A 23,107-nucleotide genomic window follows, 5' to 3' on the forward strand; every position below is an offset into this window, starting at 1 on the left:
ATACGACCAACTTACCACCGACGGACTCACCCAATGGCATCCCGCTTTTCTCGCTTTGGGTAAATCCTTAGACGAATGCGCGAAAAAATATCGCGGTTTCTGTCAAAGATATAAACCCCAACCAAAAGCCAAAAAACCCGCCGCTTGGGGAAGTAAAATGTTACCCCAATTGCCGAAAATCATATCTAGGAAATCTTCATCCGGTCAATTACCTTTGTCTGGGATATGGTCATCGAGAGATAATTATATAGAAGAAGTAGCTAACCAGTTTATCGCAGCTAATCGATTTAATGTAGTGGCGCTACTATAAGATTTTGCCGAACGCAAACGGGTATAGCATCAGTCAGAACTGTCGAGACCGACTAGAGCGTCAGTCCAGTAAAAGAGATTGACAAAAGGAATATAATGTAGACTTGGCTTTAGACCACGGCAGGGCGAAGCATTTGGACAGAAAATCTTGGGTTTTGTGTAATAAATTGTCGCCCAAATGCTTCGCCCCTACATAACACATATTTCGTTCTTATTTGTCAATTTATTCTACTGGACTGGCGCTCTAGAGGGAAGGGAAGGAAAAATAGTCGGAAAAAGAGATGGAAACAACCGCTTGACAGCTTAATTTTTTTTTGTTATGCTAGAGTCGATAAGGAAGAACTATCGTGTCAGCAGCAGCAAGCACGTCGCGTTCAGAGACCTCGGCAGGGCGAAGTATTGGGATATAAAAATTGTTGCAGATGGGCGATCGATTGTCACCGTCGTCGGCAGGGCGAAGCATTCGGACATAAAAATTGTTGCAGATGGCGATCGATTGTCGCCGTCGTCGGCAGGGCGAAGCATTCGGAGATAAAAATTGTTGGAGATGGCGATCGATTGTCGCCCGAATGCTTCGCCCCTACAAAATACATATTTCGTTGTTTTTGTCAATTTATTCTAGTGGACTATTTCGCCCAAACGCAAACAGCAACAGAAAATTTTTAAAGTAAGCGATCGATGAAAAAGGAATGCAATTATCTACGGTACGCATTGCCATCATCGCGCATAAAAGAAAAAGTGCGATCGCTACTCTACTTTGAAGCGATCGAGCATAAAAGAAAAAGTGCGATCGCTACTTTCAAAAACCAATACCCAAATAACTCAACTAAGAAGCGATAACACAGACGGCGGCCCAACAATTCTAATTCCATCAGGTTGGAATACTCGCCAATCTTCACAGGTATGTATGCCGATAGAGACCTTGGCAGGGCGAAGCATTTGGACAGAAAGATCTTGAATTTGAGTTATGAATTGTCGCCCAAATGCTTCGCCCCTACACAATATATATTTCGTTCCAGAATCTAAACCTTCTAACGCCTCAATGAAAAAGTGCGATCGCGCCAGGGATGCGTAGCATTATCGATTTTGGGGATTAATCGAAGTGCGATCGAACTGTTGATAGTTAGCGAAAAAGCGATCGCCTACCAGGAATTAATCGAAGTGCGATCGCCAGAATAAAAATATTGTTTAATTGTTCAAAAAATGGTATAATTAAAGAAGGTAACAACTCCGAATATTCAGTAGGAGGCAAATATGCAAGTTAAAAGCAACACCGAAATGGGAAAAGTTTTTGCAACTCTGACAATCGTTAATCGTGCTGACGAAATTTTGGCAGAAGCGGGGGTGATACCACCAGAACAAATTCGGTCTATAACGCTCAAAAATGTATTGGTAGATACAGGAGCAACTACCTTGTGTTTACCGCCGGAAGCGATCGCCAAACTGGGACTAAAGCTACTCAAAGAAGTAGACGTAGCCACAGCAATGGGGATTGGTAAAGCGCGAATTTTCCGAGATGCCACCATATCTATGTTCGATCGCGAAGGAACGTTCGAGTGTTTGGAACTACCAGGAGGAGGAGATCCGCTTTTGGGAGTGATTCCTCTAGAAGCTTTGGGGTTAGAAATCGATTTGAAAAATCAAACTTTAAAGCCGTTACCCATCAGTCCAACCGAAACTTATTTAACGATTTTGTAGGGATGTGAATTTCGCATCGATTCTACTCACAAGTCAAAATGCGATCGCTCGGTCGAGCGCCAGTAAGTCAGCGATCGGATTTGGGAATCAATTTTAATGCAATAATACTCAAATTATAATTATTTTACCGAAGGTTAATTTAATCGTGGTTCTATTCGTGAAGTTGTGCAAAAAGCTCTTGTCACTGGTTATCTCAGTCTGGAACACCAAACCATAACTTGACCAAAGATAGACGTAACCCATTCTGTGTCTAACTTAATGTTAATTAGCCGTAGGTTGGGTTGAACGACAGTCAAACCCAACAAATAACATTTGGGTTCAGCTACCTCCGCCACCCTACAGCCGTAGGTTGGGTTGAACGACAGTCAAACCCAACAAATAACATTTGGGTTCAGCGAACTAAACCCAACCAATTTGGTATGAGTAAAGTCAACTCATTGGTGAAGATTATGAGCAGAAGAATTGCATTGTTTTCGATCTGGCTGCTATTTGTAAACTATACCATGTGGCTGGCTCCTCTCGATCGACCGGACACATGGCCTTTAGTTCAAAAGCTCTTAACACTCCAGTGGGGTAAAGTTAACGCCATTATAGCAGTCATATTCAGCCTGATGGGTGTTTGGCCGATGATTTTTGCTTGCCTGATGTTCTTTGATGGCAGAATGCAAAATTTTCGGGCATGGCCTTATTTTGTCGGTGCAAACGGAACGGGAGTAATTTGCCTTTTACCTTATTTATTCTTGCGCGATCGCCATCAGGAATTTTCCGGTAAAAAAGATAAATTGTTGAGAATTTTAGATAAGCGATCGACAGGCGTTGCGCTCCTATTAAGTACCATTGCCTTATTTGCTTACGCCATAATTGCTGGCGATTGGGTAGATTACATTCAGCAGTTTCAAACTCAGCACTTCGTTCACCTCATCAGTATCGATTTCTGCCTGATGTGTCTGGTATTTCCGATCGCAACATTATTTGATGACGATATGGCGCGTCGGGGTATTGACGATCGGCGAATTTATTGGGCAGTAGCCTTATTTCCCTTATTTGGGCCACTACTCTATCTTTGCCTGCGTCCACCGTTGCCAGAAATCAGTCCAAAAGTAGTAGAAGCTCGCCAAATGGCCTCTCTAACTAGCTCAAAACTGTGAGCGACTGGGGTGGGCAATGCTCACCCTACGATTTGGCGATCGCACTTTCCATTCCCCATCCGGAAAAGCCGTTACATTTAATTGCAATTACTCCCGCATATACTTATTTAATTTCCAGTTAAATCGCCGTAATTTTACGGATGCAATCATACCTAAACAAGGTATTTATACAGTCACGCTTATCCCAAAAAAAGCTGGCGATCGGATTTAAAACAAAAGTTAATTCAGCGAAAGACAAAATTTAGACCGCCATCATAACCACCTGGAAACTTTTGACTTGGCGCGGTTAGTGTTTGACTGAGAATTTACACTAAAATTTCGCATTTTTCCTGATGGACTAGCCAAACTTTGGGATCGGTAAATAGCTGATTTGGCTAGAAGCTCATGAAACTTAAAGTTATTAAAGATACTGTATTCAAGCAATCCCCCGTACAGGCGCTCGAACTACCCGAAGATCAAAAAGTAAATGTTGATGCCGGTAGAGTATTCGACATCAGCGCCTATAAAGACATAGGAAGTCATGTGCGATTCTCTTTAGAAAACACTTTTCTTAAAGCTAGAAACACTTGGGTAGCTTACCAAGAACACATAGAAATTATTGGCGACGATGGTATTAAACGCATCGGTAAATTCAGCCCCAATGACAAACTGCCCCAAGAAGTACGTTTAGCCGTTCCTTACTTCAGTCAACTCAATAACAGATACTCACCAGCGGGAACTTGCAATGTCACCAGCGTGGCCATGTGTTTGTACTACTATGGTATTAGACCAGCCCGTCGGAATAAGCAGCTAGAAGACGAATTGTTTGAACTGATTAAACGTAATGGATGGGATCGTCACGTTCACGATAATCTAGTGAAAGTTTTCCTGGAATACGAGATGTACGACGTCTTCAAAACAGAAGCAACTTGGAATGAAGTCAAGGCTCACCTAGCCAACGGAAATCCCGTCATTTACTCAGGTCGATTGACAGGCGCAGGACATATAATTGTTCTACGCGGTTATGACGAAACCGGTTTCTTTGTTAACGATCCCTACGGCGAGTACTTTGCTTCTGGCTACAGAACAGATATGACAGGAGAAAACCTGCATTACTCCTACAATCTGCTCAAGTCCAAAAGCTATACCGGCCCCGACACTACCTGGGCGCACTTTCCAGAGAAAAAATAAAGCCTTTTTGAGATTATAGAGAAACCGGGTTTCTTCAAGAAACCCGGTTTCTGAGCTATTAATAAACCTGCTCGATCCGCCGAAAATCTCGTTCCACTTCCGACCAAAGAGAACGATTGTGGGGGTCTGTGCGTAAAGCTTTTTTTAAATAAATTCTCGCTTTATCCAATTCTCCCTGAGTAACTAAATGACGACCCCAGCGTTGATAAGTAATTGCCTGCCACTGACGCACTTCCGGATCTTGCGGCAAGCGTTGGGCCAAACCTTCGACCAACGCGATCGCACGCGGAAACCTTTGCGCCTTCAACAGCAGCTCCAACTGATCGTAAGATTGCCACTTCAGCTGCTTTTCCATTTCCGATAGCTGAGGTTCAGGTTCTTGAGGCTTTTCCTTACGAGTTACCTTCGTTTTTGGTGGTGACGACTTTGGTGGTGACGACGACACATTCGCCGACTCAGAAGCAGTTGGTGGCGTCTGGAGTTGACTCGATGCTTCTGAAATTCCCGTCTCCTTCACAACACTGAGGAGAAATTGGTAAGCTTCAGTAATCGCAATAAACTTATCCTTAGCTTGCTTATCCGTCGGGTTGACATCCGGATGATAGCGGCGTGCCAAACGACGGTAAGACGCCTTAATTTCAACCATTGAGGCTCCAGACTCCAACCCCAGTAATCGATAGCAATCCGCCCGGTTCATCTAATTAGGCATTAAACTTAATCCCGATGATAGCAAAGCCAACCTCCAGCTTCATGGGAGAAAGATCGAGGAAAAGGGCAAATTCCACAAATTTTTTTAACCCTTTCCCTATCCCTCTCCCTTAAAATTATGCAACTACCGGGGTTCTAGTTTCAGCCGATCGCTCCTCAATTACTTTATCAATCAAGCCATATTCCTTGGCTTCCTGAGCAGACATAAAAAAGTCGCGATCCATATCTTTCTCGATCTTTTGCAGAGGCTGACCCGTCTTCTGAGCGTAGATATCATTCAACTGACGGCGAATCCGCAGAATTTCTCTGGCCTCGATCTCAATATCGGTAGCTTGACCCCGCGTACCGCCAGACGGTTGGTGGATCATAATCCGGGAGTGGGGTAGAGCCAAGCGTTTCCCCTTCGTCCCAGCAGCGAGTAAGAAAGACCCCATCGAAGCTGCCAAACCCACGCAAATAGTGACGATCGGCGATTTGACGTGCTGCATGGTATCGTAGATAGCCAAACCCGCCGTCACCGAACCACCAGGAGAATTGATGTAGATATAAATATCCTTACTTTGGTCGTCAGAATCCATATAGAGCAGTCTGGCGATAATGGCATTAGCCATCCCATCACTGACTTCTCCACTTAAGAAAACAATCCTTTCCAAAGCAAGGCGTTCGTAGATATTAATCCACTGGGTAAAAGGTTCGCCAGGGAATCGGTAGGGTACTCTGGGGATACCAATCGGCATAAAAGTTTCTTCCTTGTAGTGAATAATAGAACTTTAACCGCGAAGAGCGGGCACTGGTTGAGGAAGATCTTTAGGACTTTCCAAAACCCGATCGATCAAACCGTATTCTTTGGCTTGTTGAGGAGTCATGTAGAACATCCGATCCATATCTTTAGAGATCTTCTCTGGCGGTTGACCCGTATTGCGAGAGAAAATATCAACGATCGCCGTCTTATTCGCCAAAACTTCCTTTGCCTGAATTTGAATATCTGTGGCTTGACCTCTAGCGCGAGTGCGAGCTTGGTGCAGTACGATCGTCGCGTTAGGCAGACTGGCCCTGTACCCTTTCGTACCTGCGGATAAAATCATTGCCGCCGTACCCATCGCTTGACCGATACAGATGGTATGAACTGGAGGTTTAATGTAATTGAGGGTATCGCAGATCGCAAAAGCTTCGGTTTCAAAGCCTATAGCATCGCCGCCATACCAAGCAGTACCCGTAGAATTGATGTAGATCGAGATCGGCTTTTCCGGGTCATCGTACTGCAAAAACAGCAGTTGGGCAATAATTAACTCGGTTACGTCTACACCTACTTGAGCTTTGATCTCGTCTGAAGAAAATAGGGGCAGTCCCAGATAGACAATTCGTTCCTTTAACATTAAGGAAGGTAAATCTGGAGGAGGTGTTCTGTAAAAGGCATCTCCATAGTACGGAGCTTGAACAGCCTTGATAGGTGAGTCCATAGGTCGTGCGATCGCCCAAATAAGGAAGAGTGTTTTTTCATGGTAACGCGCTCTGGGTACGTCGTTGCGGCACGGCCAGTAGTAATACCAACACCCGATCGGGGGGTTTGTCAATCGCAAATGGAAGCATCTCTGGACTTGTCGAGCGGGCAAGTTGAATGACAGATACCGGACTTTAGATGAATTGCATTTAGGACATTTTGTCAAGTCCTTGTTTATAGCTAGGGACTAGGGGTTAGGGGCTGGGGAATAGGGGAAGAAGTGTTTAGAATCAAGGGTTTCAGTAATTCAGAATGCCTTAACCGCCTTGGCTGTTGCTATAAATGCGATTACCCAGGATCGGATATCCTGGTGATCGGTACATAACGTCATAGTTTTGGCGTGAGATAAATAATATTACTGCTTATATAGGAGCTTGGGATGATGAAAGTTGCTTTGCAACCTATATTGAATGATGGCAACATAGACGCCGCTCAACCGACGAGTCAGCGTCAGTTAGAAATTTCCGTTTTTGCTAACCCAGGCGAAACAGTAGAGAATATACCCCTAAACTTGTGTCTGATTTTGGATCGTAGCGGTTCGATGAGCGGGCGTCCCCTGGAAACAGTCAAACAAGCAGCCTCCCGCTTGGTCGATCGACTCAAAGAGGGCGATCGCCTTTCTGTAATCGCCTTCGATCACCGCGCCAAAGTTCTCATCCCCAATCAAGCGATCGAAGACCCAGCCGCCATCAAACGACAAATTAACCAACTCAAAGCTGACGGCGGTACTGCCATTGATGAAGGACTGCGCTTGGGCATTGAAGAAATGGCTAAAGGCAAAAGGGATACGATTTCTCAAGCATTTCTCTTGACTGACGGCGAAAACGAACACGGCAACAACGAAAAATGCCTGAAATTGGCCGAACTAGCTGCCGGTTACAAACTGACAGTCAACACTTTGGGATTCGGCGTTCACTGGAACCAAGATATTTTAGAACAAATTGCCGATGCCGGTGGTGGCAGCTTATCTTATATAGAACGAGCCGATCGAGTGGTGGAAGAGTTCGGTCGCCTATTCAACCGCATTCAATCTGTGGGATTGACTAATGCTTATCTGCTGTTCCAACTCATGCCCAAGGTGCGGTTTGCAGAACTCAAACCCGTAGCTCAAGTTGCTCCGGATACGATCGAATTGCCCGTACAACAGGAAGGGGACAGATTTGTCGTCCGTTTGGGTGACTTGATGAAGCAACAAGAACGGATTATCCTGGCCAACCTCTACATCGGTCAAATGCCAGAGGGACGGCAAACTGTAGTGAACTTGCAAGTTCGCTATGACGATCCGGGACAGGGTAAGGAAGCTTTACTGTCTGAGATTGTGTCAGTGGATGCCAATTTCCTGGGCGTTTACCAACCGAATTTCAACCCAAAAGTGCAAAAATCGATTTTGGCATTGGCGAAGTATCGACAAACTCAAATTGCAGAGACAAAATTGCAACAAGGCGATCGCTCTGGTGCCGCCACCATGCTGCAAACTGCTGCCAAAACCGCACTGCAAATGGGAGACAAAAGTGCCGCCACCGTGCTGCAAACCAATGCCACCCGTCTGCAATCGGGAGAACAACTTTCGGAAGCCGATCGCAAGAAAACCCGCATCGTCTCCAAAACCATTTTGCAGAGCGACTCCTAATTTCTCAGCCATTGTTCATCGTGCATCAGTCATCTGTCATTCGTCTCGGTCGATCGCTACTCACCGCTAACTAATGACTAATGACTGATGACTAATGACTAATGACATCAACGGCCTGGGGGCGGGCAAAAATCATCCTACCAGCAGAAGTTTGCAAAGCAGAAGTGACAATCACCCGCAATTCGCTGCCCACATATCTGCTGCCTTCTTCCACCACAACCAAGGTGCCGTCATCCAGGTAGCCAACACCTTGACTGGGTTCCTTGCCCTCCTTGAGAATTTTGATGTCTAGGTTGTCACCGGGCAGATAAGAGGGACGAATCGCTTGCGCTATGTCATTGATATTCAATACCGGTACTTTCTGCAAGCTGGCCACTTTACTGAGGTTGTAATCGTTACTCAGTAGAGTGCCATTAATTTCTTGCGCCAAACGCACTAACTTGGCATCCACCGTGGGAATATCCTCGTAGTCGGCAGAGTGAATCACAATCCGCTCTGAGTGACTGGTCTTCATACGGTTCAGGATCTCTAAGCCTCGACGCCCCCGCACTCGCTTTTGATCGTTGGAAGCATCGGCGACTTGCTGTAATTCCCGCAACACAAACTGAGGCACTAGAATTTGACCTTCGATAAAACCCGTGCCCAACAGTTCTTCAATGCGACCGTCAATAATGCAACTGGTATCTAAAATCTTGGTAGCCGCTGGCTTGAGAGTGCCTTCTGCTACCAACAGCGTTTCGACCGTGTGAGGATTGATCAGCCGCAAGAAAGCTCGTCCGTGAGTATCCGCAAGCGTTATGCCAGAAAAGGCAAACATCACGCTCCCCAAAACGGCAGCTAATGGTTTAATAAACGAAAAATCCGTAGGAATGGGCAGTAAAAAAATCGGTGCCAGCATCAAGTTGGCGATTAGCAGCCCCAGCACTAAGCCAACGGCACGAGTCAGAAGGACTTCTACCGGCATTTCCCGGACTTTTCGTTCTAAGCGCCGATAAGCAGTCTGAACGAATAGTCCCACTGCTATGCCACCGACAGCGCCAAATCCGGCAGTAACCGATCGCAAACCTTGCAGATTGGTCACTTGCGCCAGCGCCCAGTCTGGTAACAAGTCAATGAAATAGAAGCCGATCCCAGCCCCCGCTGCAATGAATGAAAGAATAATGATTGCGTCTAGCATTGTTTTAAGCTGAGTAGGATGCGAGTCTTCATCCCCTTGGGGGTTAAAGAACGATTAAAATCAAGTTCAGCAGTTGAGATTTGTACCGTTCTATTATATCTTTTATGTTCTGCCTGTCTCTCTTCCCTATTTGTTTTCCAAAAAGCCTATAGTCTCAACTTTTCCGCGTTATTTTTACAAATTTAATTGATTTAATTTACAACTTTTAATGAAGTAGTTAAGGATTACACCCCTATGGGTGCGTTTTACTGCAAATTTGGGATTAAATTATGAGATCGAGGAGTTAAGGCCATGCCTCAGCTTTGCCAATTCAGATGTACTCCGGTTCTGGTTATAAGTTAAACTTATTAATTATCCAAATGCTTGCTACATAAGGAATTACCAGTCCCCAAACCCCAAACCTGGGTTGGCCGAGAAGGTGTCCCCCAAACTCGATCGCAAACAAAGATCTAAACTGAAAAAAATCAGACCTGCTTTAACGGCACGATTAGATACTATGAAAACTACCATGAGTACTGAGCTAGAATCTCTAACAAAATGGCAAATCGCAGATTTCGACATCCCCACATCCGCATATATTCACATTCCTTTTTGTCGCCGGCGCTGCTATTACTGCGATTTCCCAGTTTCTCTAGTTGGAGATAAAGGACGTGGCGATCGCTCTGGCACAATTGTGGAATATGTAGAAATGCTGTGTCGAGAAATAGAAATTTCAACAGCATTGGGAAAACCCCTAGAAACAGTTTTTTTTGGTGGCGGTACACCTTCTTTACTATCTGTAGAACAACTCGGTCACATTTTGGCAGTACTGGAAAAACAATTTGGCATTGCTGCCAATGCGGAAATTTCAATGGAAGTTGACCCAGGCACTTTTGATTTGACAAACTTAAAGGGATATGGTCATGCTGGGGTAAATCGGCTCAGTTTGGGAGTGCAAGCTTTTCAGGATGAACTGTTAAAATATGCGGGGAGATCGCACACCGTTGCTGATATTTTTGTAGCAGTTGACTTAATCGGACAAGTCGGTTTTCCAGAATTCAGTATAGATTTAATTTCCGGGCTACCTCATCAAACATTAGAGCAATGGCAAAATTCCTTAGCAACGGCGATTGATATTTTTCCCACACATATCTCTGTTTACGATCTGATCGTTGAGTCGGGGACTGCCTTTGCGCGTCAGTATAAACCAGGTTGCCAGCCTTTGCCTAGCGACGATATGACTGTTCAAATGTACAAGTTAGCTCAAAAAGCGCTGACGAGTGCTGGGTATGGGCATTATGAAATTTCTAATTATGCCCGATCCGGACATCAATGTCGCCACAATCGAGTTTACTGGGAAAATCGCCCTTTTTACGGTTTTGGTATGGGTGCGGCAAGTTATCTAGGCGGACAGCGGTTTACAAGAGGGCGCACAAGACGCGAATATTATGAATGGGTAAAATCTGGATGTGCGATCGATTGTCAACCAGCCTCAACTGGTGATATTCTGTTAGAAACTCTGATGTTGGGCTTACGTTTAGCCGAAGGGTTGAACCTGTCAGCCTTAACTCGCCAGTTTGGTGAAAAAACCTTGGAGGAAATCTGGAAGTGTTTGCAGCCTTACCATCGGCAAGGTTGGGTACAATTTGTCGATATAGATGGCAAAACAGTTGATATTTACGATCGCCAAGATTTACCCAATTGCGGGCATTTACATTTAACTGACCCGGAAGGATTCTTGTTTTCTAACACTATTCTGGCTGCTTTGTTCGAGCGCTTCCAATGAACTAAATAGCTGATTGTCACTGGCTATTTATAAACAATATTTAGGTTGATAGAGTTACCGAAAAATATGGGAAAAGCTGAAATTCATAGATTTAGCATACTTGTGGTGGAAAATCCTGTTTTTTGGGCAAGCGATCGGGGGTTATAGGAAAGACAAATGGTTGAGCCAATAAACATTTCAGCCAATAAATAAATTGGCGCGATCGGCTGAGACAGTACAGGAGATTCATCCCAATAAATTCATTTGCAAATAATAGGAGCGTCTATGATTAGTACAGGGCTAAAAAAATCTTGGTTTGGCACAGCTTTAGACTTTCAAAAGTCGGTAATACCAAATATTTTACCTCGGGTAATCATCTGCGGTATTTTTGCATTGATTATTTCTTTATTACCTCAAGAACATATACCAAACTATTGGAGAAAATTGGACATTGTTGTTCCGAGTGTTGTCTTAGGTTTGGTATTAGTTTTCCGAACAAATACAGCTTACGAGCGATTTTGGGAAGGTCGTAAATACTGGGGAACTATAGCAACTACAATTCTTAATATAGGGCGGCAAGTTTGGGTATTGATTGAAGAAAAAGAACCAAAAGATCGAGACTTAAAAAAGTCGATATTGCAATTATTGGCTGCTTTTGCTGTAGCTGCAAAATTGCACTTGCGTCAAGAGAGTATAAACAGCGAGTTGGAACCATTGATGTCAAATGAAAGATACGAAAATCTCAAAAATGTAAATAATAGCGCCTTGCAGATTGCTTATTGGATGGGGGACGATTTACAAAAACTTTTTCTGAAAAACTGTCTGGAAATATCTCAGTTAAATGCCATCAATTTTTTGATGAACACTATGATAGAATCTGTAATCGGCTGCAATCGTATTCTGACAACACCCCTGCCACTAGCGTATGGAATTCACCTCAAACAATTGTTGTTAATATATTGTTTGGCTTTACCATTTAAAATGGTTACCGATTTTGGCTGGTTAACTGCCCCCTGTGTGATGTTGATAAGTTATACATTGTTTGGTATTGAAGAAATAGGAATAGAAATAGAAGATCCGTTCGGTAAGGATAGAAACGATATCCCTTTAGACGATATATGCAACTTAATTCAACGAGATATGAACGATTTAATGGCGCTCGAACCTAGCGCGAGCAATTTGGAGTATGCCGATGTTAAATAAAAAAACTATAAATCTGACTAGATGATATCAACTGCGATGCCACTGGAATTATAGCAGCCGCCTTGGCGATGAGGGCGTTGTTAATTCCTAAAACACCTTATTATAGCCCCTAGCGATCGAATGATTCCCCTTGGCGATAACATTCCCAGTCGCTGCAAGCCGATCGTCAATTACTTGCCGATCGGTTTCAATGTCGCGATTTTCCTTTGGGAAATCAAACTGGCGCTGACAGGGGAACTGGCTAATGCTGTCAAAAGTTTCAGTATTGTGCCGGTGCGAATTACTACTGCGATCGCATCTGGACTGGGTGCTTACCTCATCGGCTTTCCCCAGTACTCCTGGCAAAGCGGCGTTACAAGTAGCTCTCTTTTTGCCCCTCTCCCCCTCGCCCCTGCTTTGTCTCTATATGAAGCTAGCTTACCGCCATCCGGTTTGGGGCGATCGCAAGTCGCAATTTTAAACTGGGCAAATAATCGATCCCAATTTTTGCAAAGATTAAGATCGATATTGCCATGAAGTGAATTTGCAACAATAGACATGGCTGGAAAAGCAATAGATAACAGCGCCAGAGGCGTTCTCATCCTCATCCTTCCCATAGCGCTGGCAATTGTGATTTTGTTCAAAGCTTGGCCAGTGCTGCTAGCGCTGGTAGCCTTGGGCGGAACTTACAGTGTTTGGCAGCGCTATCAATGGCAAAAATGGAGCCAGCAACTTGACCCGCTCTTTCACGAGCTCATTCAAGAAAATCGAGGGTGCCTTACCCCACTGGACTTGTCAATCAAGGCCAACCTCTCTGGGGCTTCAGCCAAGCGGTATTTAGATTTTAAAGCTGAGGAATTCGGTGCCCAGATTCGAGATATAGAAGATAAGGGCACGGCGTATTTCTTTATTACCGCCAAAACTCTGGGGGGTATATTTGACGACAGCACCCCCAGCCCTCAACTGGAGAATGAATCATCTACCGATGATGTTCGAGAATCTTTGCCACTGCTAGCAGAGTTTCTTTATGAGCCGACGCCAGTCACTGAGGTGAAGGAAATACCCCAGTCACCACCAATAGAACAGCAGGAGGAACCAGAAAAACCACCAATAGAAGAGCAGGAGGAAGCGCCAGCAGCACCGCTCAACCTGCCAGAGGAGCCCTCTCCAGCCCCTGCGCCGGAACCACCAGCACCGCTCAACCTGCCAGAGGAGCCCTCTCCAGCCCCTGCGCCGGAACCACCAGCACCGCTCAACCTGTCAGAAGAGCCCTCTCCAGCCCCTGCGCCGGAACCACCAGCAGCACCGCTCAAACCCCCAGAAGAGCCCGAACTGCCTTACGAGGGCAAATCGACAGAACCGATTCCCAAAAAACACAGAATTCTGCAATCTCTGATCCAATCCGAACTTGCCAGACGACTCGACGTTCATTCCAGCACGGTTTTCAAACGCAGAGACGATCCGGACTTTTCCGAGTGGAGTCGCAGCAGAGATCCGGAAGGAATTGCCTGGGAATACTCAGCAGACACGAGAGAGTTTTATCCGTTGGAGGATAAGTAGTCAAAAGTCAAAAGTCAAAAGTCAAAAAAAATAATATTTTCTTTTTACTTTTGCCTTTTGCCTTTACCTCGTTGCCATACGCGATCGATCGGAAATGGCATGGCCGAAAAAGTCTTTCAAGGCTCTCATTCTAAGGGTAATCATCAAAAAAAATTTTTCTTAATTTCAAGCTCCGTCCTATCGTTGCGGAGCTAATCCTCTCATCCAAAATCCTTGCATCGAGTGACAAACTATCTCTCTCTTCCTCCAGATCGTTGGCTTAGTCTCATCTTGAGGCTAAGTCTCTCTCTGCTTGTTGGGGCTATTATCGGTTGGGAACGCCAACAGCGCCACAAACCAGCTGGCTTGAGAACGCATATGTTAGTAAGTTTCGGTGCTGCTCTATTTGTTTTGATACCTATCCAACTCAGTACAGCGCAAAACGAAGCTGATTCGATCGCTCGGGTGATTCAAGGAGTTGCTACGGGTATTGGTTTTTTGGGTGGTGGAGAAATCTTACGGGGTCGAGAGCCGGACTCAGGTTTGGCTGAAATTCGCGGACTTACTTCGGCTGCGGCTATTTGGGTGACGGCGGCGCTGGGAATTGCTGCCGGTTGCGGACTGTGGCAGCTGAGCTTAATTGGCGCTGCCTTATCTTGGTTGATTCTGAAAATTTTAAAGAAATTCGAGCCTCACGTTTAGTCAAGCGCCCTACTTTTGTGAAGCGGAAACGCTGACTGACTTCCTTCGTTGCCACACTTCTAGACTGAGCATACACGCCAGCAACCATACTATCCCCGCCGCATATCCAGCCACCACATCTGTAGGCCAGTGAACTCCCAAATAAAGACGGCTAAAACCTATAGCACTTATTATGAAAATTGTCAAGCTAAAAATCAATCGCGAATGGGCTTTGAATTGACTGGCGAGCAAATAGCCGATCGCGCCGTAAACTACTAGGGAAATCATGGCGTGTCCGCTGGGGAAGCTGTAGGAGGTGACATCCAGGGTGCGTTCCCACAAAGCCGGTCTGGTACGAGCAAATAAGTCTTTGAGCAAATAATTTAAAGCGATCGCACCGAAACCTGCGATCGCCAGCATTGTTGTTTGGGCTGTGCGATTGAGAATCAGCAGCGCAATAATCGCTAAAATACATAACATGAGCAAAACTTCCGGCTCGCCCAGGAACGTGATTCCCAGCATAATTCGATCTAGCACGGGCGTATGCAGCTCCCTGATAGTCAGCAAAATCGATGTGTCTAGTTTGTCCGTTTCCTTCTCCAAAACTTCGTCTGCGATCGCCGCAAATCCCCACAGCGACAAAGCCGCCACCATCAGCCCTCCAATCGGTATGGTAGAGATGAGTGGCAGCAGCTTGGGAGTTACATACTGCCGCCAAGTTGGGATGATTCGTTTAGCCAGGTCGCGCAGAAAGTTAATCGGCATGATTAAATCGGATTTTTTAGGTTTAAGATAACTTTTCCCAGGCTTGGGCAACAACATCGCTCAGCCAACGCCGTTGCGACAGATCCAGAAGCCTGTCATCCGCCAGCACTTCAGCAGTTAACTCGTCTAAGGATTTGCCTTGGGAGCGGGAAATCTTAATCACACCCGCGATCGCTGCTGCGACAATTTCTTCATCTACAGGTTTTTGCTTTAAAGCCACCACTTCTTGAGGGCTGGCTGGAATGGAATAATTCATGGCGAATTTACAGAGGTATATACTAGCTTCAAAAAAATGAGAAAATTGTAAAGTTTTTTAAGACATTGTTGAGTATCCGGAAGTTTACCGTATTTTCAGCCTTTGTCAACTCCATCTTTTTAAGTACTTAAGCAGCACACTTATCTCCAAAATGAAAGAAATTCTATACTTGGAAGTTCCCACCCCGGATACGACAGCCGTCCGTGCTTGGTTACAAGACGTATTTGACCCAGGCTGGGGCGAAAAAGCGATCGCCCCCGATGGTTTTCGCCTCAGATTTCCAAATACTACAAGCTATGTTACAACAATTCCAGAAACCCCAGAGCTTTGCGCTTTCGTCTGGTCGGTGCAGCGAACGACGTATTTAAAGGTCTTCCGGTGGTCAGATAAGCCAATCCCCAGAGAAAAGCAAATCTTGCAACGGCTAATTACACAGATCGAAATCAAGTTTCCGCACAAATATCCAGAACCACCAGCGATCGATCTGTCTGAGCGATCGATTTTTGATGCCCTAGCCCCCTATTACCCCCAAACAGTTCGCTATTTCCAAAAAATGCCTAACGGGGAATACGATCTTAACCGCGTTTACTGGTGGGAGCAACGTTGGCGCGAAGGCGTTCGCAATCCGCAGCAGCCAAAGCAAGTTGTGTTTTCGCAGATCGGGAGAGCGGGAGAGGGGCAACCCCACCCCCAACCCCTCCCCGCGAAACAGGGAGGGGAGCAACCCCACCCCCAACCCCTCCCCGCGAAACGGGGAGGGGAGAAGGAGAGAGCGGGAGAGGGGGGGAATGCTTCTTCCTCACCAACTTACGACCTAATTTATGTGGGTGGAGCTTTGGGAGTTATTCATGCGGCGGTGATGGCGCAATTGGGCTACCGGGTGCTGCTGGTGGAACGGTTGCCTTTTGGACGGATGAATCGGGAATGGAATATTTCGCGCAATGAGTTCCAAACTGCGATCGATTTGGGTTTATTTACGCAAGCGGAGTTTGAAAATTTAATTGCGCGGGAGTATGTTGATGGTTTCAGCAAATTCTTCGACGCTAACAATCCCCAACACTTAAAAGCGCCCGTATTGCATACGCCAACAGTATTAAATGTCGGTTTGGATGCGGAAAAACTGCTGCGTGTGTGCGGAGAAAAGTTAAGAGCGGCTGGGGGTGAAATTTGGGATGAAAGCGAGTTTATCAGGGCGGATATATCAGAGAAACAAGTTGTTGTGTCTGTGAAACACTTACCGACAGGGACAGAGAGACAAGCCAGCGGACGTCTGCTGGTGGATGCGATGGGAACGGCTTCACCCATAGCTTGGCAGCTCAACGGCGGTCGCGCTTTTGACAGTGTTTGTCCTACGGTAGGAGCTGTATTGAGCGGATTTGAGCCGGGTGTGTGGGATGCACAGTATGGCGATGTGCTTTACAGTCACGGAGATATTTCGCGAGGGCGTCAGTTAATTTGGGAGTTATTTCCAGCGGAAGGCGACGATCTCACCATTTATTTGTTTCACTATCATGAGGTGAATGCCAAAAATCCCGGTTCGTTGCTGGAGATGTACGAAGACTTTTTCACCATATTGCCGGAGTATCGCCGCTGCGATATGGATAAGTTGGTTTGGAAAAAGCCGACGTTCGGTTATATACCAGGACATTTTAGCGTGGGAAGTCGCGATCGCACTGTCGCGTTCGATCGATTAATTGCGATCGGTGACGCCGCCTCTCTCCAATCTCCACTCGTCTTCACCGGTTTTGGTTCCCTAGTTCGCAATCTGGGGCGCTTAACTCATCTTTTGGATACAGCTCTCAAACACGACCTTTTAACTGCAAACCATTTGAACCAAATTCGCGCTTACCAAAGCAATATTTCCGTCACTTGGTTATTTTCTAAAGGTATGATGGTTCCTACCGGGCGGCACTTGCCACCAGAGCGAATTAATGCTATGCTCAATACCTTTTTTGGTATTTTGGCAGGGGAACCTAGAGATGTGGCGGAGACATTTATTAAAGATAAAACAGACTGGATGACTTTTAATCGGCTGGCACTCAAAGCCGCTAGGATAAATCCAGCTTTGCTGGTGTGGATATGGGAACTAGCCGGTGTCAAAGATATGTTGCGTTGGTTGGGAAGCTACCTCGACTTTACCCTGGGCGCTTTATGCGGTTGGTTGCTGGGCGGTTGGTTTGCAAATTGGTTGGCGCAGCAACAGCCTTGGTTAGAAAAAAGCTTTCCTAGCTTATGGTTGTGGTTGCTTAGCCAAAGTTACGCCTTTACTGCTGGTATGGGGCGAGCGAAACCGCGCAGTTTTCATATTTTAGGATATCAAAATTCGCGACGAGGTGAGCAATTAACAATGAAAAATTAAGCAAGAAATCTGTTTTGTTCTTTTTCCTCGTTCCCAATTTTAGCACAAATGAATGGCAAAGATAGTCGCGAAATTATATCCAGCATCCCTTTAAAAGAATCTCTGTTGCGGTTGTCAGTTTCTCCCATCAAAGCAGATCGGGAAGCGATCGCACGCATCGAACGGGAGACGGGTAAGCAAATTCAGACAATTATCGCCGAACTCGATAGCGCTGAAATTACTTTAAAAGCGCTGGAGGAAAAACCAGTACCTAAGTACAGTCAGTTAATTGAACGGATTAAAAGAGCGTCCTTCGTGGCAGCACTGTTGGGATTGGTGGGGCTTTTCCTCCTACCTGAAAATCGTTTTGCAGTAGCGACTGCTTTGGGTTTTGCCCTTGGTTTATTTGCACCTATTCGACAAAAAAGATTGACTGGTGACGATTGGCAGTAAGAAAGAGAGGGGCTAGAAAAGTCAAAAGTCAAAAGTCAAAAGTCAAAAGTCAAAAGTCAAAAGTCAAAAATTAATTCTTTCGCTCCCCCGCGACCCCGCTCCCCCACTCCCCCACTCCCCTGCTCCCCCGCTCCCCTGCCCATCAATTTTCTTTGACGACAACGAATTAGCCCTGCCTTAGACGGGGAGGAGTTGGGGGTGGGGTCTACGCCTTCTTAATTCTCGGAAAACTGGGAAGATCGATCGCCGCTAATGATTTAATTTTCTTAGGATGGCGTTGCGGGTAAACTACCGGAGAAGGCCAGTTAGGAGTCTGCGCGATCGATTCATTACCAGCAAGGGCAGGTACAATAGAGGAATCGGATGTTGCAGGTTTGGCGATCGATTCTTCTTCGTGTTTCGCAGCATCTTCTCCAGTTTCCGACCCAGTAGCGATCGCATCGTGCAACGGCGGGATATAATTACCGTATGCTTCCAGTGCCACTCGATCGCCTGCTAAGGCAACATTTTCCGGCAACACCGTATCTTGAGTGAGCCTTTCCAACTCTTGCCAAAGTTCTACTTCCGTTTTGTTGATATCGAGGGTAGAATCGCTTGCAGGTGATGTCGGTACATTCGATGCCAAACTCAGATTCGATTCGGCAGCACTAAAGAAGGGGTTGATTATAGTTTCTTCCTCTTTATCTATATCTATTTCTTCTTCATCTGCGATCGACGATATATCCGCGCTGGGTAACTCTACCCTCGCGCCTGGGTGGGTTGTTAGATATCCGAGTTCCGTATCTTCAGCAGCGATATCGCGATCGTCCGATTCCAATTCTGCTGACCAAGGTTGGATCGGTTGTGGTTTTAGCACCAGTCGCTGCACTTCCAAAGTATTTTCGTGATTGCTTTCCGCCACAGCAGGCAGAGCGGGGCTACTCGTGCTGCCAGAAAATTCCTTAATCCCAGGCATATCGAGACACTTATCCAACGCCGCTTTGAATTGCAGGGTATAGCGTTGTTGCCTTTGCAGACGGTCTTGCAATTCCCGACAAGCTGTTTCGCTTTGCATCAGCAGTTGCGACTGTTCGTTGTAGCGTTGCTGCGTGAGAGCGCATTGGCGTTCTAATTGTGCCACCCGTTCTTGAGAACTTTGCAGCTGGTCGTTGAGCGTTTCGATCAATATCTGCTGACGTTGGGCAACTTGATGCGAACTCTCCAACTCCCGAAACAGGCGCGTTAATTGTTCTTGCGTTACTTTGATCTGGTTGGTTTGTTCTACAAGTTTGGTTTCTGCGACTTGCGTGCGTTCGATCTGCGCCTGCAAAGCATTGTGGCACTCGTCCAGTAGATTTTCCAGTTCTTCTGTATGTTCGATCAGCTCGGTATTTTGCTCGCGCAGCGCTTCGCTTAAGGCGACCAGTTCCAGCACATCTGCATCCGATTGCCAAGCCAGCGCTTCGGATATTTCGTCATCGCTATCCACGATATCTTCCAAAACCGTCCTGATATCTTCTGGTTCTAACTCAGGAGTTGGCCACGTGGATTCTGTTTGCAATTTTTCTGGCCGATCGTCCGATTCTGTTTCATCGGCCAAATCTGCCAAATCGACGATCGTTTCTTCTGGGCCGTTGAGGGCTTCGGTGGAATCGGATATGGCTTTGCCGTTATCGTTTTGGGCTTCACTCATCGCTGTTGCTTGCTGAGAGTTGGGGATGCTAATTCGCGCACTGGTCGCCTCGTTCTCATTAGCCTACCTCATATCGGCAGTTTTTGTTTTGATGTTTTATGTCTCTACCGCTGTGCAGCCTTGTGCTGGGCAACCAATCTTCTTTAACATAATTAGACATTTTTGTAAATATCTCTTTTCTAGGTAGCTTGTCTGAGTGAAAAAAACTCGTGCTTTGACTCTGCCCCCAGCGTTCGAGATTTACTGCTTATTCGTCTGCACCCGAAAAATCTCTTTTGGTTATATTGCCCAATATTCCTAGCCTTTCTACCAAAACTGCGCTTCTCGCTCGATCGCTTTTTTGTGCGTATGCTTACAATCTGGGCAATATATCATTAGTTATTTTTTTAGCAAATTTTTGCCCAATCTGTCAAGTGGCGCAATTTCGTCGAATAAATGATAATTTTTCGCAATTATTTGCTTGGCTTTGCTCTGAACGATCGCGACAGAAATTTAAACTACAAATCTAAAAACCAAAAAACAATAGGATTTTCTTATCAAAAAGGTCAACCGACGCTTTCAACTTTCAACTTTTGACTTTCAACTTTTGACTTTCAACTTTCAACTTTTGACTTTCAACTTTTGACTTTTATCTTCCCCTAACCCCTAACCCCTAACCCCTAACCCCTAACTCCTAACTTAAAGCTTGATGTAACAAATCGCGATGAATCAGCGATCGGTCTACCAAAGATTGAATGCGAGCGGGCGATAAAGCATCACCATTAGCGTAACATTCCAACCAAGTTTGACAAATAAAATTTGGGTCATCCGGGATGCGATCTAAATCCCAACCTGGCATTTCCAATTCGGCCATCAATTGATTAACTTTAGGGTCGTAGCTGAGCGCAAAACAACGGCATTCTTCTGCTGCTGCCATAATTAAACTGTGCAAGCGCATCCCGATCGCCATTTCCACTCCCCGAAACAAGCCTTTCAATTGCCTGGGATCTTCCAAACTGATAATATGACTGACATCAGACATTTGCGATTGAATTGATTGCGCGATCGCCAAATCTTGAGATTTCTGAAACGGCACTAACAAAATACAAGTTTGAGTTGCCTTTTGAAAGTTAACCAAAGCACGAGTTAAGTTATCGAGTCGGGCAGGAGTTAGCTGAGAATGCGATCGCAACGTCACCGCCACTCTGGGTGCAGGTAAATCCCAAAGATTCTTCACGGGTATAGCATCCAGCGCCCATACTGGATCGGGAGCCAGCCAACAGGGAATTTGCCAATTTAAAAGTAAGGCGGCTGAAGCTCGATCGCGCACGCTCACTGCCGAGCAACCCGCAAACACGCGCTGGGCGATCGCACGGGTCAGATTGCGTTGCAAAGGCCCGACCCCTTGCGCCCAGGCAACTGTTTTCAAGCCCAGCTGCTGGGCTAATCCCATCAAGCCACCGTAATAAAGTGGGCTGGCGGCGCTGGTCGCATCTTGCATGAGACTGCCTCCGCCCCAAATCAGCACATCCGCTCGGCGCAAAGCTTGCCAAATTTGGACAGGTGCCATGCGATCGCAGCTTTCCACCTTATAGCGATTCCGTGTCTGTTTTGGGTTGCCAGAAAGTACCACGGGCGTTACATGAGAAGGCAACATTTGCAGCAGCGAGGCTAACAAGGCTTCATCGCCGCCGTTGCCTTTACCGTAGTAGCCGCACAAAACCGCCCGCATCTTTCCCATAATTTTTTACTCAAATGTATTCTCGTTATCAGTTTTTCGTTTCTAGTTGAGGCATAATTGTGGAGATAATATCATATTTTTCTAATCATTCTGCAAAAAACTATCAGTTTTTCTCATAGCTAGCAAAGTCGCAGAAGTAGAAAAATGGGTAAATTGCAGAGTTAGAAGGTGTTTTCGCTAATTTGTTATAAGCGCCAAATATAGAAGTTTAAATCAGCCCCAGGTTTTGACGAAAAATCAAAAAGATTGCATAATGTCGATTTAAAAAAGGGAAGGTAGTAAATGTTTTGGTGGCTGGAGATTATTACCAAAGATCCATACTGTATCTACTATTTTGGGCCTTTCGATAGTTTAAAAGAAGCTCAAGAAGAACAGTCAGGTTACATAGAAGACTTGAAACAGGAGGGCGTAGGAGAAATTTATGCCCAAATTAAATTATCCGATCCAGTAGAATTAACTATTTGTCAGGATTGAGCGCTACCAATATGAAAAAATTGTTTTGGTAGCGCGATCGGAAAATGGGATGGAAAGTTAGTCGCGATCGCGACTGGCGATATTGTCTTGGCAGACATCGGCTTCACAGGTAAAAAGATAAAGCCACAAGCGTTATATGATTGAGAATGTCTGTTTTATAAGATCGTTGTGTACGCGCTTTCAATACCGACCTGGATTATACATATTTCGAGCGTTATCGAGTGGATAGCGGCTATCTGGTTAATTTGGACTTACGGTGAAGTTAGCGGTAACCGAGCGTGGTGGGCTTTGTCCATCGCCATGCTGCCAGCGTTAATCAGCGCTATGTGTGCCTGCACTTGGCACTTTTTCGATAACCCGCCATCGTTTGAGTGGCTCGTCACCCTGCAAGCTACCATGACAGTGGTGGGTAACTTTACCCTTTTAGCGGCGGGTTGGTGGATTTGGCGTTCTGCAAAAGGGAAGGCGCAATCGTGATATCTCCTTCATGGTTTACATTTCACATTTCCAAAGATGCCCTGTTTGCCCTATCTCTGTTTCCTTACTTGGGTTTCTTGTGGTTTATCACCCGTTCCGGACAAATGCCGCGTTTAGCCTTGATCGGTTTTTATATGACGTTGGTATTTGTGGGCGTCACCATACCCGCTGGGATTTACGCCAAAATAGCATATGAAAAGTCTTTAGCCAATGTGGATTGGCTGCACGGGGGCGCAGAATTTTTCTTGACGCTCTCAAATATTCTGGTTGTGCTAGGCTTCAGACAGGCGGTAATCGAGAGCAAGCGATCGCCCAAACAGAAAATTTAGCTGCCTGGGGAACTGCCGTACTGCGCTCTGGCAAAATATGGCTTCCCTGAAAATCAAATCAACAACAACAGAGAATGCAGTTTGCGATCGCGCATCACCTGCACCTTACGTGAGATTTTAGTTTATCAAATTTAAC

At 45.7% G+C, this 23,107-nt stretch carries 27 protein-coding genes; 18 read left to right on the forward strand and 9 right to left on the reverse strand.

The genetic code is table 11. The annotated features are described in order from the left end of the window. Window positions 1–310, forward strand: a 310-nt coding sequence (locus tag ACE1CD_RS10475) for a hypothetical protein (protein WP_374823755.1), incomplete at its 5' end; no start/stop codon positions are given. Between the two features lie 341 nt (window positions 311–651). Here ACE1CD_RS10475 and ACE1CD_RS10480 read toward each other — a convergent pair. Further along, window positions 652–921 (reverse strand): hypothetical protein, encoded by a 270-nt coding sequence (locus tag ACE1CD_RS10480; protein WP_374823759.1) that lies wholly within the window; start codon window positions 919–921, stop codon window positions 652–654. Window positions 922–987: 66 nt separating this feature from the next. On the opposite strand from ACE1CD_RS10480, the gene ACE1CD_RS10485 reads away from it, so the two are divergent. The 6 genes from ACE1CD_RS10485 to ACE1CD_RS10510 all read left to right on the forward strand — a co-directional run bounded on the left by ACE1CD_RS10485 (window position 988) and on the right by ACE1CD_RS10510 (window position 4,325). Further along, the gene (locus tag ACE1CD_RS10485) at window positions 988–1,149 is read left to right on the forward strand and encodes a hypothetical protein (RefSeq protein WP_374799332.1); all 162 of its coding nucleotides are present in this window, start codon (window positions 988–990) and stop codon (window positions 1,147–1,149) included. 210 nt (window positions 1,150–1,359) lie between these two features. Continuing rightward, window positions 1,360–1,488, forward strand: coding sequence for a hypothetical protein (locus ACE1CD_RS10490; RefSeq protein WP_374823762.1), 129 nt, complete (start codon window positions 1,360–1,362; stop codon window positions 1,486–1,488). Between the two features lie 75 nt (window positions 1,489–1,563). After that, window positions 1,564–2,007, forward strand: coding sequence for a retroviral-like aspartic protease family protein (locus ACE1CD_RS10495; RefSeq protein ID WP_374799340.1), 444 nt, complete (start codon window positions 1,564–1,566; stop codon window positions 2,005–2,007). 449 nt (window positions 2,008–2,456) lie between these two features. Continuing rightward, on the forward strand, window positions 2,457–3,155 hold the full coding sequence (locus ACE1CD_RS10500; RefSeq protein ID WP_374823766.1) for a DUF2834 domain-containing protein: 699 nt from the start codon (window positions 2,457–2,459) through the stop codon (window positions 3,153–3,155). After that, window positions 3,152–3,277 (forward strand): hypothetical protein, encoded by a 126-nt coding sequence (locus tag ACE1CD_RS10505; RefSeq protein WP_374823769.1) that lies wholly within the window; start codon window positions 3,152–3,154, stop codon window positions 3,275–3,277. Before ACE1CD_RS10500 ends, ACE1CD_RS10505 begins: the two co-directional genes overlap by 4 nt. 262 nt (window positions 3,278–3,539) lie before the next feature. Continuing rightward, window positions 3,540–4,325 (forward strand): C39 family peptidase, encoded by a 786-nt coding sequence (locus ACE1CD_RS10510; protein WP_374799346.1) that lies wholly within the window; start codon window positions 3,540–3,542, stop codon window positions 4,323–4,325. 58 nt (window positions 4,326–4,383) lie between these two features. On the opposite strand, the gene ACE1CD_RS10515 is transcribed toward ACE1CD_RS10510, so the two are convergent. From ACE1CD_RS10515 to ACE1CD_RS10525, 3 genes are all read right to left on the reverse strand, one after another. Further along, window positions 4,384–5,022: a DnaJ domain-containing protein gene (locus tag ACE1CD_RS10515; protein WP_374799348.1), complete on the reverse strand. Its 639-nt coding sequence runs from the start codon at window positions 5,020–5,022 to the stop codon at window positions 4,384–4,386. A gap of 127 nt (window positions 5,023–5,149) precedes the next feature. After that, the gene (locus ACE1CD_RS10520) at window positions 5,150–5,770 is read right to left on the reverse strand and encodes an ATP-dependent Clp protease proteolytic subunit (protein ID WP_374823771.1); all 621 of its coding nucleotides are present in this window, start codon (window positions 5,768–5,770) and stop codon (window positions 5,150–5,152) included. A 33-nt stretch (window positions 5,771–5,803) separates the two neighbouring features. Further along, window positions 5,804–6,493, reverse strand: coding sequence for an ATP-dependent Clp protease proteolytic subunit (locus tag ACE1CD_RS10525; protein WP_190462227.1), 690 nt, complete (start codon window positions 6,491–6,493; stop codon window positions 5,804–5,806). 423 nt (window positions 6,494–6,916) lie between these two features. Here ACE1CD_RS10525 and ACE1CD_RS10530 point away from each other — a divergent pair, with 423 nt between their 5' ends. Next, on the forward strand, window positions 6,917–8,164 hold the full coding sequence (locus ACE1CD_RS10530; RefSeq protein WP_374799690.1) for a VWA domain-containing protein: 1,248 nt from the start codon (window positions 6,917–6,919) through the stop codon (window positions 8,162–8,164). A gap of 91 nt (window positions 8,165–8,255) precedes the next feature. Here ACE1CD_RS10530 and ACE1CD_RS10535 read toward each other — a convergent pair whose 3' ends face one another. Next, on the reverse strand, window positions 8,256–9,341 hold the full coding sequence (locus tag ACE1CD_RS10535) for a PIN/TRAM domain-containing protein (RefSeq protein ID WP_374799352.1): 1,086 nt from the start codon (window positions 9,339–9,341) through the stop codon (window positions 8,256–8,258). Between the two features lie 508 nt (window positions 9,342–9,849). On the opposite strand from ACE1CD_RS10535, the gene hemW reads away from it, so the two are divergent. The 5 genes from hemW to ACE1CD_RS10560 all read left to right on the forward strand — a co-directional run bounded on the left by hemW (window position 9,850) and on the right by ACE1CD_RS10560 (window position 14,508). Next, complete coding sequence (gene hemW, locus ACE1CD_RS10540) at window positions 9,850–11,106, forward strand: radical SAM family heme chaperone HemW (protein ID WP_374799354.1); 1,257 nt, start codon at window positions 9,850–9,852, stop codon at window positions 11,104–11,106. 243 nt (window positions 11,107–11,349) lie between these two features. Beyond that, window positions 11,350–12,288 (forward strand): bestrophin family protein, encoded by a 939-nt coding sequence (locus tag ACE1CD_RS10545; RefSeq protein ID WP_374823774.1) that lies wholly within the window; start codon window positions 11,350–11,352, stop codon window positions 12,286–12,288. A gap of 120 nt (window positions 12,289–12,408) precedes the next feature. Continuing rightward, window positions 12,409–12,804, forward strand: coding sequence for a hypothetical protein (locus tag ACE1CD_RS10550; protein ID WP_374823777.1), 396 nt, complete (start codon window positions 12,409–12,411; stop codon window positions 12,802–12,804). Window positions 12,805–12,825: 21 nt separating this feature from the next. After that, entirely contained in the window at window positions 12,826–13,827 is a 1,002-nt protein-coding gene (locus tag ACE1CD_RS10555) for a hypothetical protein (RefSeq protein ID WP_374823780.1), read from the forward strand. A 222-nt stretch (window positions 13,828–14,049) separates the two neighbouring features. Then, the gene (locus ACE1CD_RS10560; RefSeq protein ID WP_374823782.1) at window positions 14,050–14,508 is read left to right on the forward strand and encodes an MgtC/SapB family protein; all 459 of its coding nucleotides are present in this window, start codon (window positions 14,050–14,052) and stop codon (window positions 14,506–14,508) included. A gap of 9 nt (window positions 14,509–14,517) precedes the next feature. Here the strand turns inward: ACE1CD_RS10560 and ACE1CD_RS10565 are convergent, their stop codons facing one another. Then, window positions 14,518–15,252 (reverse strand): phosphatase PAP2 family protein, encoded by a 735-nt coding sequence (locus ACE1CD_RS10565; protein ID WP_374799364.1) that lies wholly within the window; start codon window positions 15,250–15,252, stop codon window positions 14,518–14,520. 22 nt (window positions 15,253–15,274) lie between these two features. Then, complete coding sequence (locus tag ACE1CD_RS10570) at window positions 15,275–15,508, reverse strand: hypothetical protein (RefSeq protein WP_374799366.1); 234 nt, start codon at window positions 15,506–15,508, stop codon at window positions 15,275–15,277. Between the two features lie 151 nt (window positions 15,509–15,659). On the opposite strand from ACE1CD_RS10570, the gene ACE1CD_RS10575 reads away from it, so the two are divergent. Both ACE1CD_RS10575 and ACE1CD_RS10580 read left to right on the forward strand, forming a co-directional pair. After that, window positions 15,660–17,867, forward strand: coding sequence for a flavin-dependent dehydrogenase (locus tag ACE1CD_RS10575; protein ID WP_374823785.1), 2,208 nt, complete (start codon window positions 15,660–15,662; stop codon window positions 17,865–17,867). Between the two features lie 48 nt (window positions 17,868–17,915). After that, complete coding sequence (locus ACE1CD_RS10580) at window positions 17,916–18,299, forward strand: hypothetical protein (protein ID WP_374799370.1); 384 nt, start codon at window positions 17,916–17,918, stop codon at window positions 18,297–18,299. 205 nt (window positions 18,300–18,504) lie between these two features. On the opposite strand, the gene ACE1CD_RS10585 is transcribed toward ACE1CD_RS10580, so the two are convergent. Together ACE1CD_RS10585 and csaB are read right to left on the reverse strand one after the other, a co-directional pair. After that, window positions 18,505–19,971, reverse strand: coding sequence for a hypothetical protein (locus tag ACE1CD_RS10585; protein WP_374823788.1), 1,467 nt, complete (start codon window positions 19,969–19,971; stop codon window positions 18,505–18,507). A 673-nt stretch (window positions 19,972–20,644) separates the two neighbouring features. After that, window positions 20,645–21,691: a polysaccharide pyruvyl transferase CsaB gene (csaB, locus tag ACE1CD_RS10590; RefSeq protein ID WP_374799374.1), complete on the reverse strand. Its 1,047-nt coding sequence runs from the start codon at window positions 21,689–21,691 to the stop codon at window positions 20,645–20,647. A gap of 282 nt (window positions 21,692–21,973) precedes the next feature. On the opposite strand from csaB, the gene ACE1CD_RS10595 reads away from it, so the two are divergent. The 3 genes from ACE1CD_RS10595 (at window position 21,974) to ACE1CD_RS10605 (ending at window position 22,971) form a co-directional block, all read left to right on the forward strand. Then, window positions 21,974–22,165 carry a DUF1816 domain-containing protein gene (locus ACE1CD_RS10595; RefSeq protein ID WP_374799376.1) on the forward strand — a complete coding sequence of 64 codons (192 nt, stop codon included), beginning with the start codon at window positions 21,974–21,976 and terminating at the stop codon, window positions 22,163–22,165. A gap of 168 nt (window positions 22,166–22,333) precedes the next feature. Then, complete coding sequence (locus ACE1CD_RS10600) at window positions 22,334–22,642, forward strand: DUF2499 domain-containing protein (protein WP_374799378.1); 309 nt, start codon at window positions 22,334–22,336, stop codon at window positions 22,640–22,642. Continuing rightward, on the forward strand, window positions 22,639–22,971 hold the full coding sequence (locus ACE1CD_RS10605) for a DUF3593 domain-containing protein (protein ID WP_374799380.1): 333 nt from the start codon (window positions 22,639–22,641) through the stop codon (window positions 22,969–22,971). The genes ACE1CD_RS10600 and ACE1CD_RS10605 overlap by 4 nt, the downstream gene beginning before the upstream one ends. Window positions 22,972–23,107 lie beyond the last annotated feature (136 nt).

The organism is Aerosakkonema sp. BLCC-F183 (assembly GCF_041929145.1).
GTDB lineage: Bacteria > Cyanobacteriota > Cyanobacteriia > Cyanobacteriales > Aerosakkonemataceae > Aerosakkonema.

Excerpts from the sequence above, each read along its gene's own strand:
- ACE1CD_RS10595 (WP_374799376.1), top strand. The coding sequence starts at position 21,974 with ATGTTTTGGTGGCTGGAGATTATTACCAAAGATCCATACTGTATCTAC.
- hemW (WP_374799354.1), top strand. The coding sequence starts at position 9,850 with ATGAGTACTGAGCTAGAATCTCTAACAAAATGGCAAATCGCAGATTTC.
- ACE1CD_RS10550 (WP_374823777.1), top strand. The coding sequence starts at position 12,409 with ATGATTCCCCTTGGCGATAACATTCCCAGTCGCTGCAAGCCGATCGTC.
- ACE1CD_RS10500 (WP_374823766.1), top strand. The coding sequence starts at position 2,457 with ATGAGCAGAAGAATTGCATTGTTTTCGATCTGGCTGCTATTTGTAAAC.
- ACE1CD_RS10485 (WP_374799332.1), top strand. The coding sequence starts at position 988 with ATGAAAAAGGAATGCAATTATCTACGGTACGCATTGCCATCATCGCGC.
- ACE1CD_RS10585 (WP_374823788.1), bottom strand. The coding sequence starts at position 19,971 with ATGAGTGAAGCCCAAAACGATAACGGCAAAGCCATATCCGATTCCACC.
- ACE1CD_RS10525 (WP_190462227.1), bottom strand. The coding sequence starts at position 6,493 with ATGGACTCACCTATCAAGGCTGTTCAAGCTCCGTACTATGGAGATGCC.
- ACE1CD_RS10565 (WP_374799364.1), bottom strand. The coding sequence starts at position 15,252 with ATGCCGATTAACTTTCTGCGCGACCTGGCTAAACGAATCATCCCAACT.
- ACE1CD_RS10580 (WP_374799370.1), top strand. The coding sequence starts at position 17,916 with ATGAATGGCAAAGATAGTCGCGAAATTATATCCAGCATCCCTTTAAAA.
- ACE1CD_RS10515 (WP_374799348.1), bottom strand. The coding sequence starts at position 5,022 with ATGAACCGGGCGGATTGCTATCGATTACTGGGGTTGGAGTCTGGAGCC.
- ACE1CD_RS10570 (WP_374799366.1), bottom strand. The coding sequence starts at position 15,508 with ATGAATTATTCCATTCCAGCCAGCCCTCAAGAAGTGGTGGCTTTAAAG.
- csaB (WP_374799374.1), bottom strand. The coding sequence starts at position 21,691 with ATGGGAAAGATGCGGGCGGTTTTGTGCGGCTACTACGGTAAAGGCAAC.
- ACE1CD_RS10520 (WP_374823771.1), bottom strand. The coding sequence starts at position 5,770 with ATGCCGATTGGTATCCCCAGAGTACCCTACCGATTCCCTGGCGAACCT.
- ACE1CD_RS10495 (WP_374799340.1), top strand. The coding sequence starts at position 1,564 with ATGCAAGTTAAAAGCAACACCGAAATGGGAAAAGTTTTTGCAACTCTG.
- ACE1CD_RS10510 (WP_374799346.1), top strand. The coding sequence starts at position 3,540 with ATGAAACTTAAAGTTATTAAAGATACTGTATTCAAGCAATCCCCCGTA.
- ACE1CD_RS10530 (WP_374799690.1), top strand. The coding sequence starts at position 6,917 with ATGAAAGTTGCTTTGCAACCTATATTGAATGATGGCAACATAGACGCC.
- ACE1CD_RS10535 (WP_374799352.1), bottom strand. The coding sequence starts at position 9,341 with ATGCTAGACGCAATCATTATTCTTTCATTCATTGCAGCGGGGGCTGGG.
- ACE1CD_RS10555 (WP_374823780.1), top strand. The coding sequence starts at position 12,826 with ATGGCTGGAAAAGCAATAGATAACAGCGCCAGAGGCGTTCTCATCCTC.
- ACE1CD_RS10575 (WP_374823785.1), top strand. The coding sequence starts at position 15,660 with ATGAAAGAAATTCTATACTTGGAAGTTCCCACCCCGGATACGACAGCC.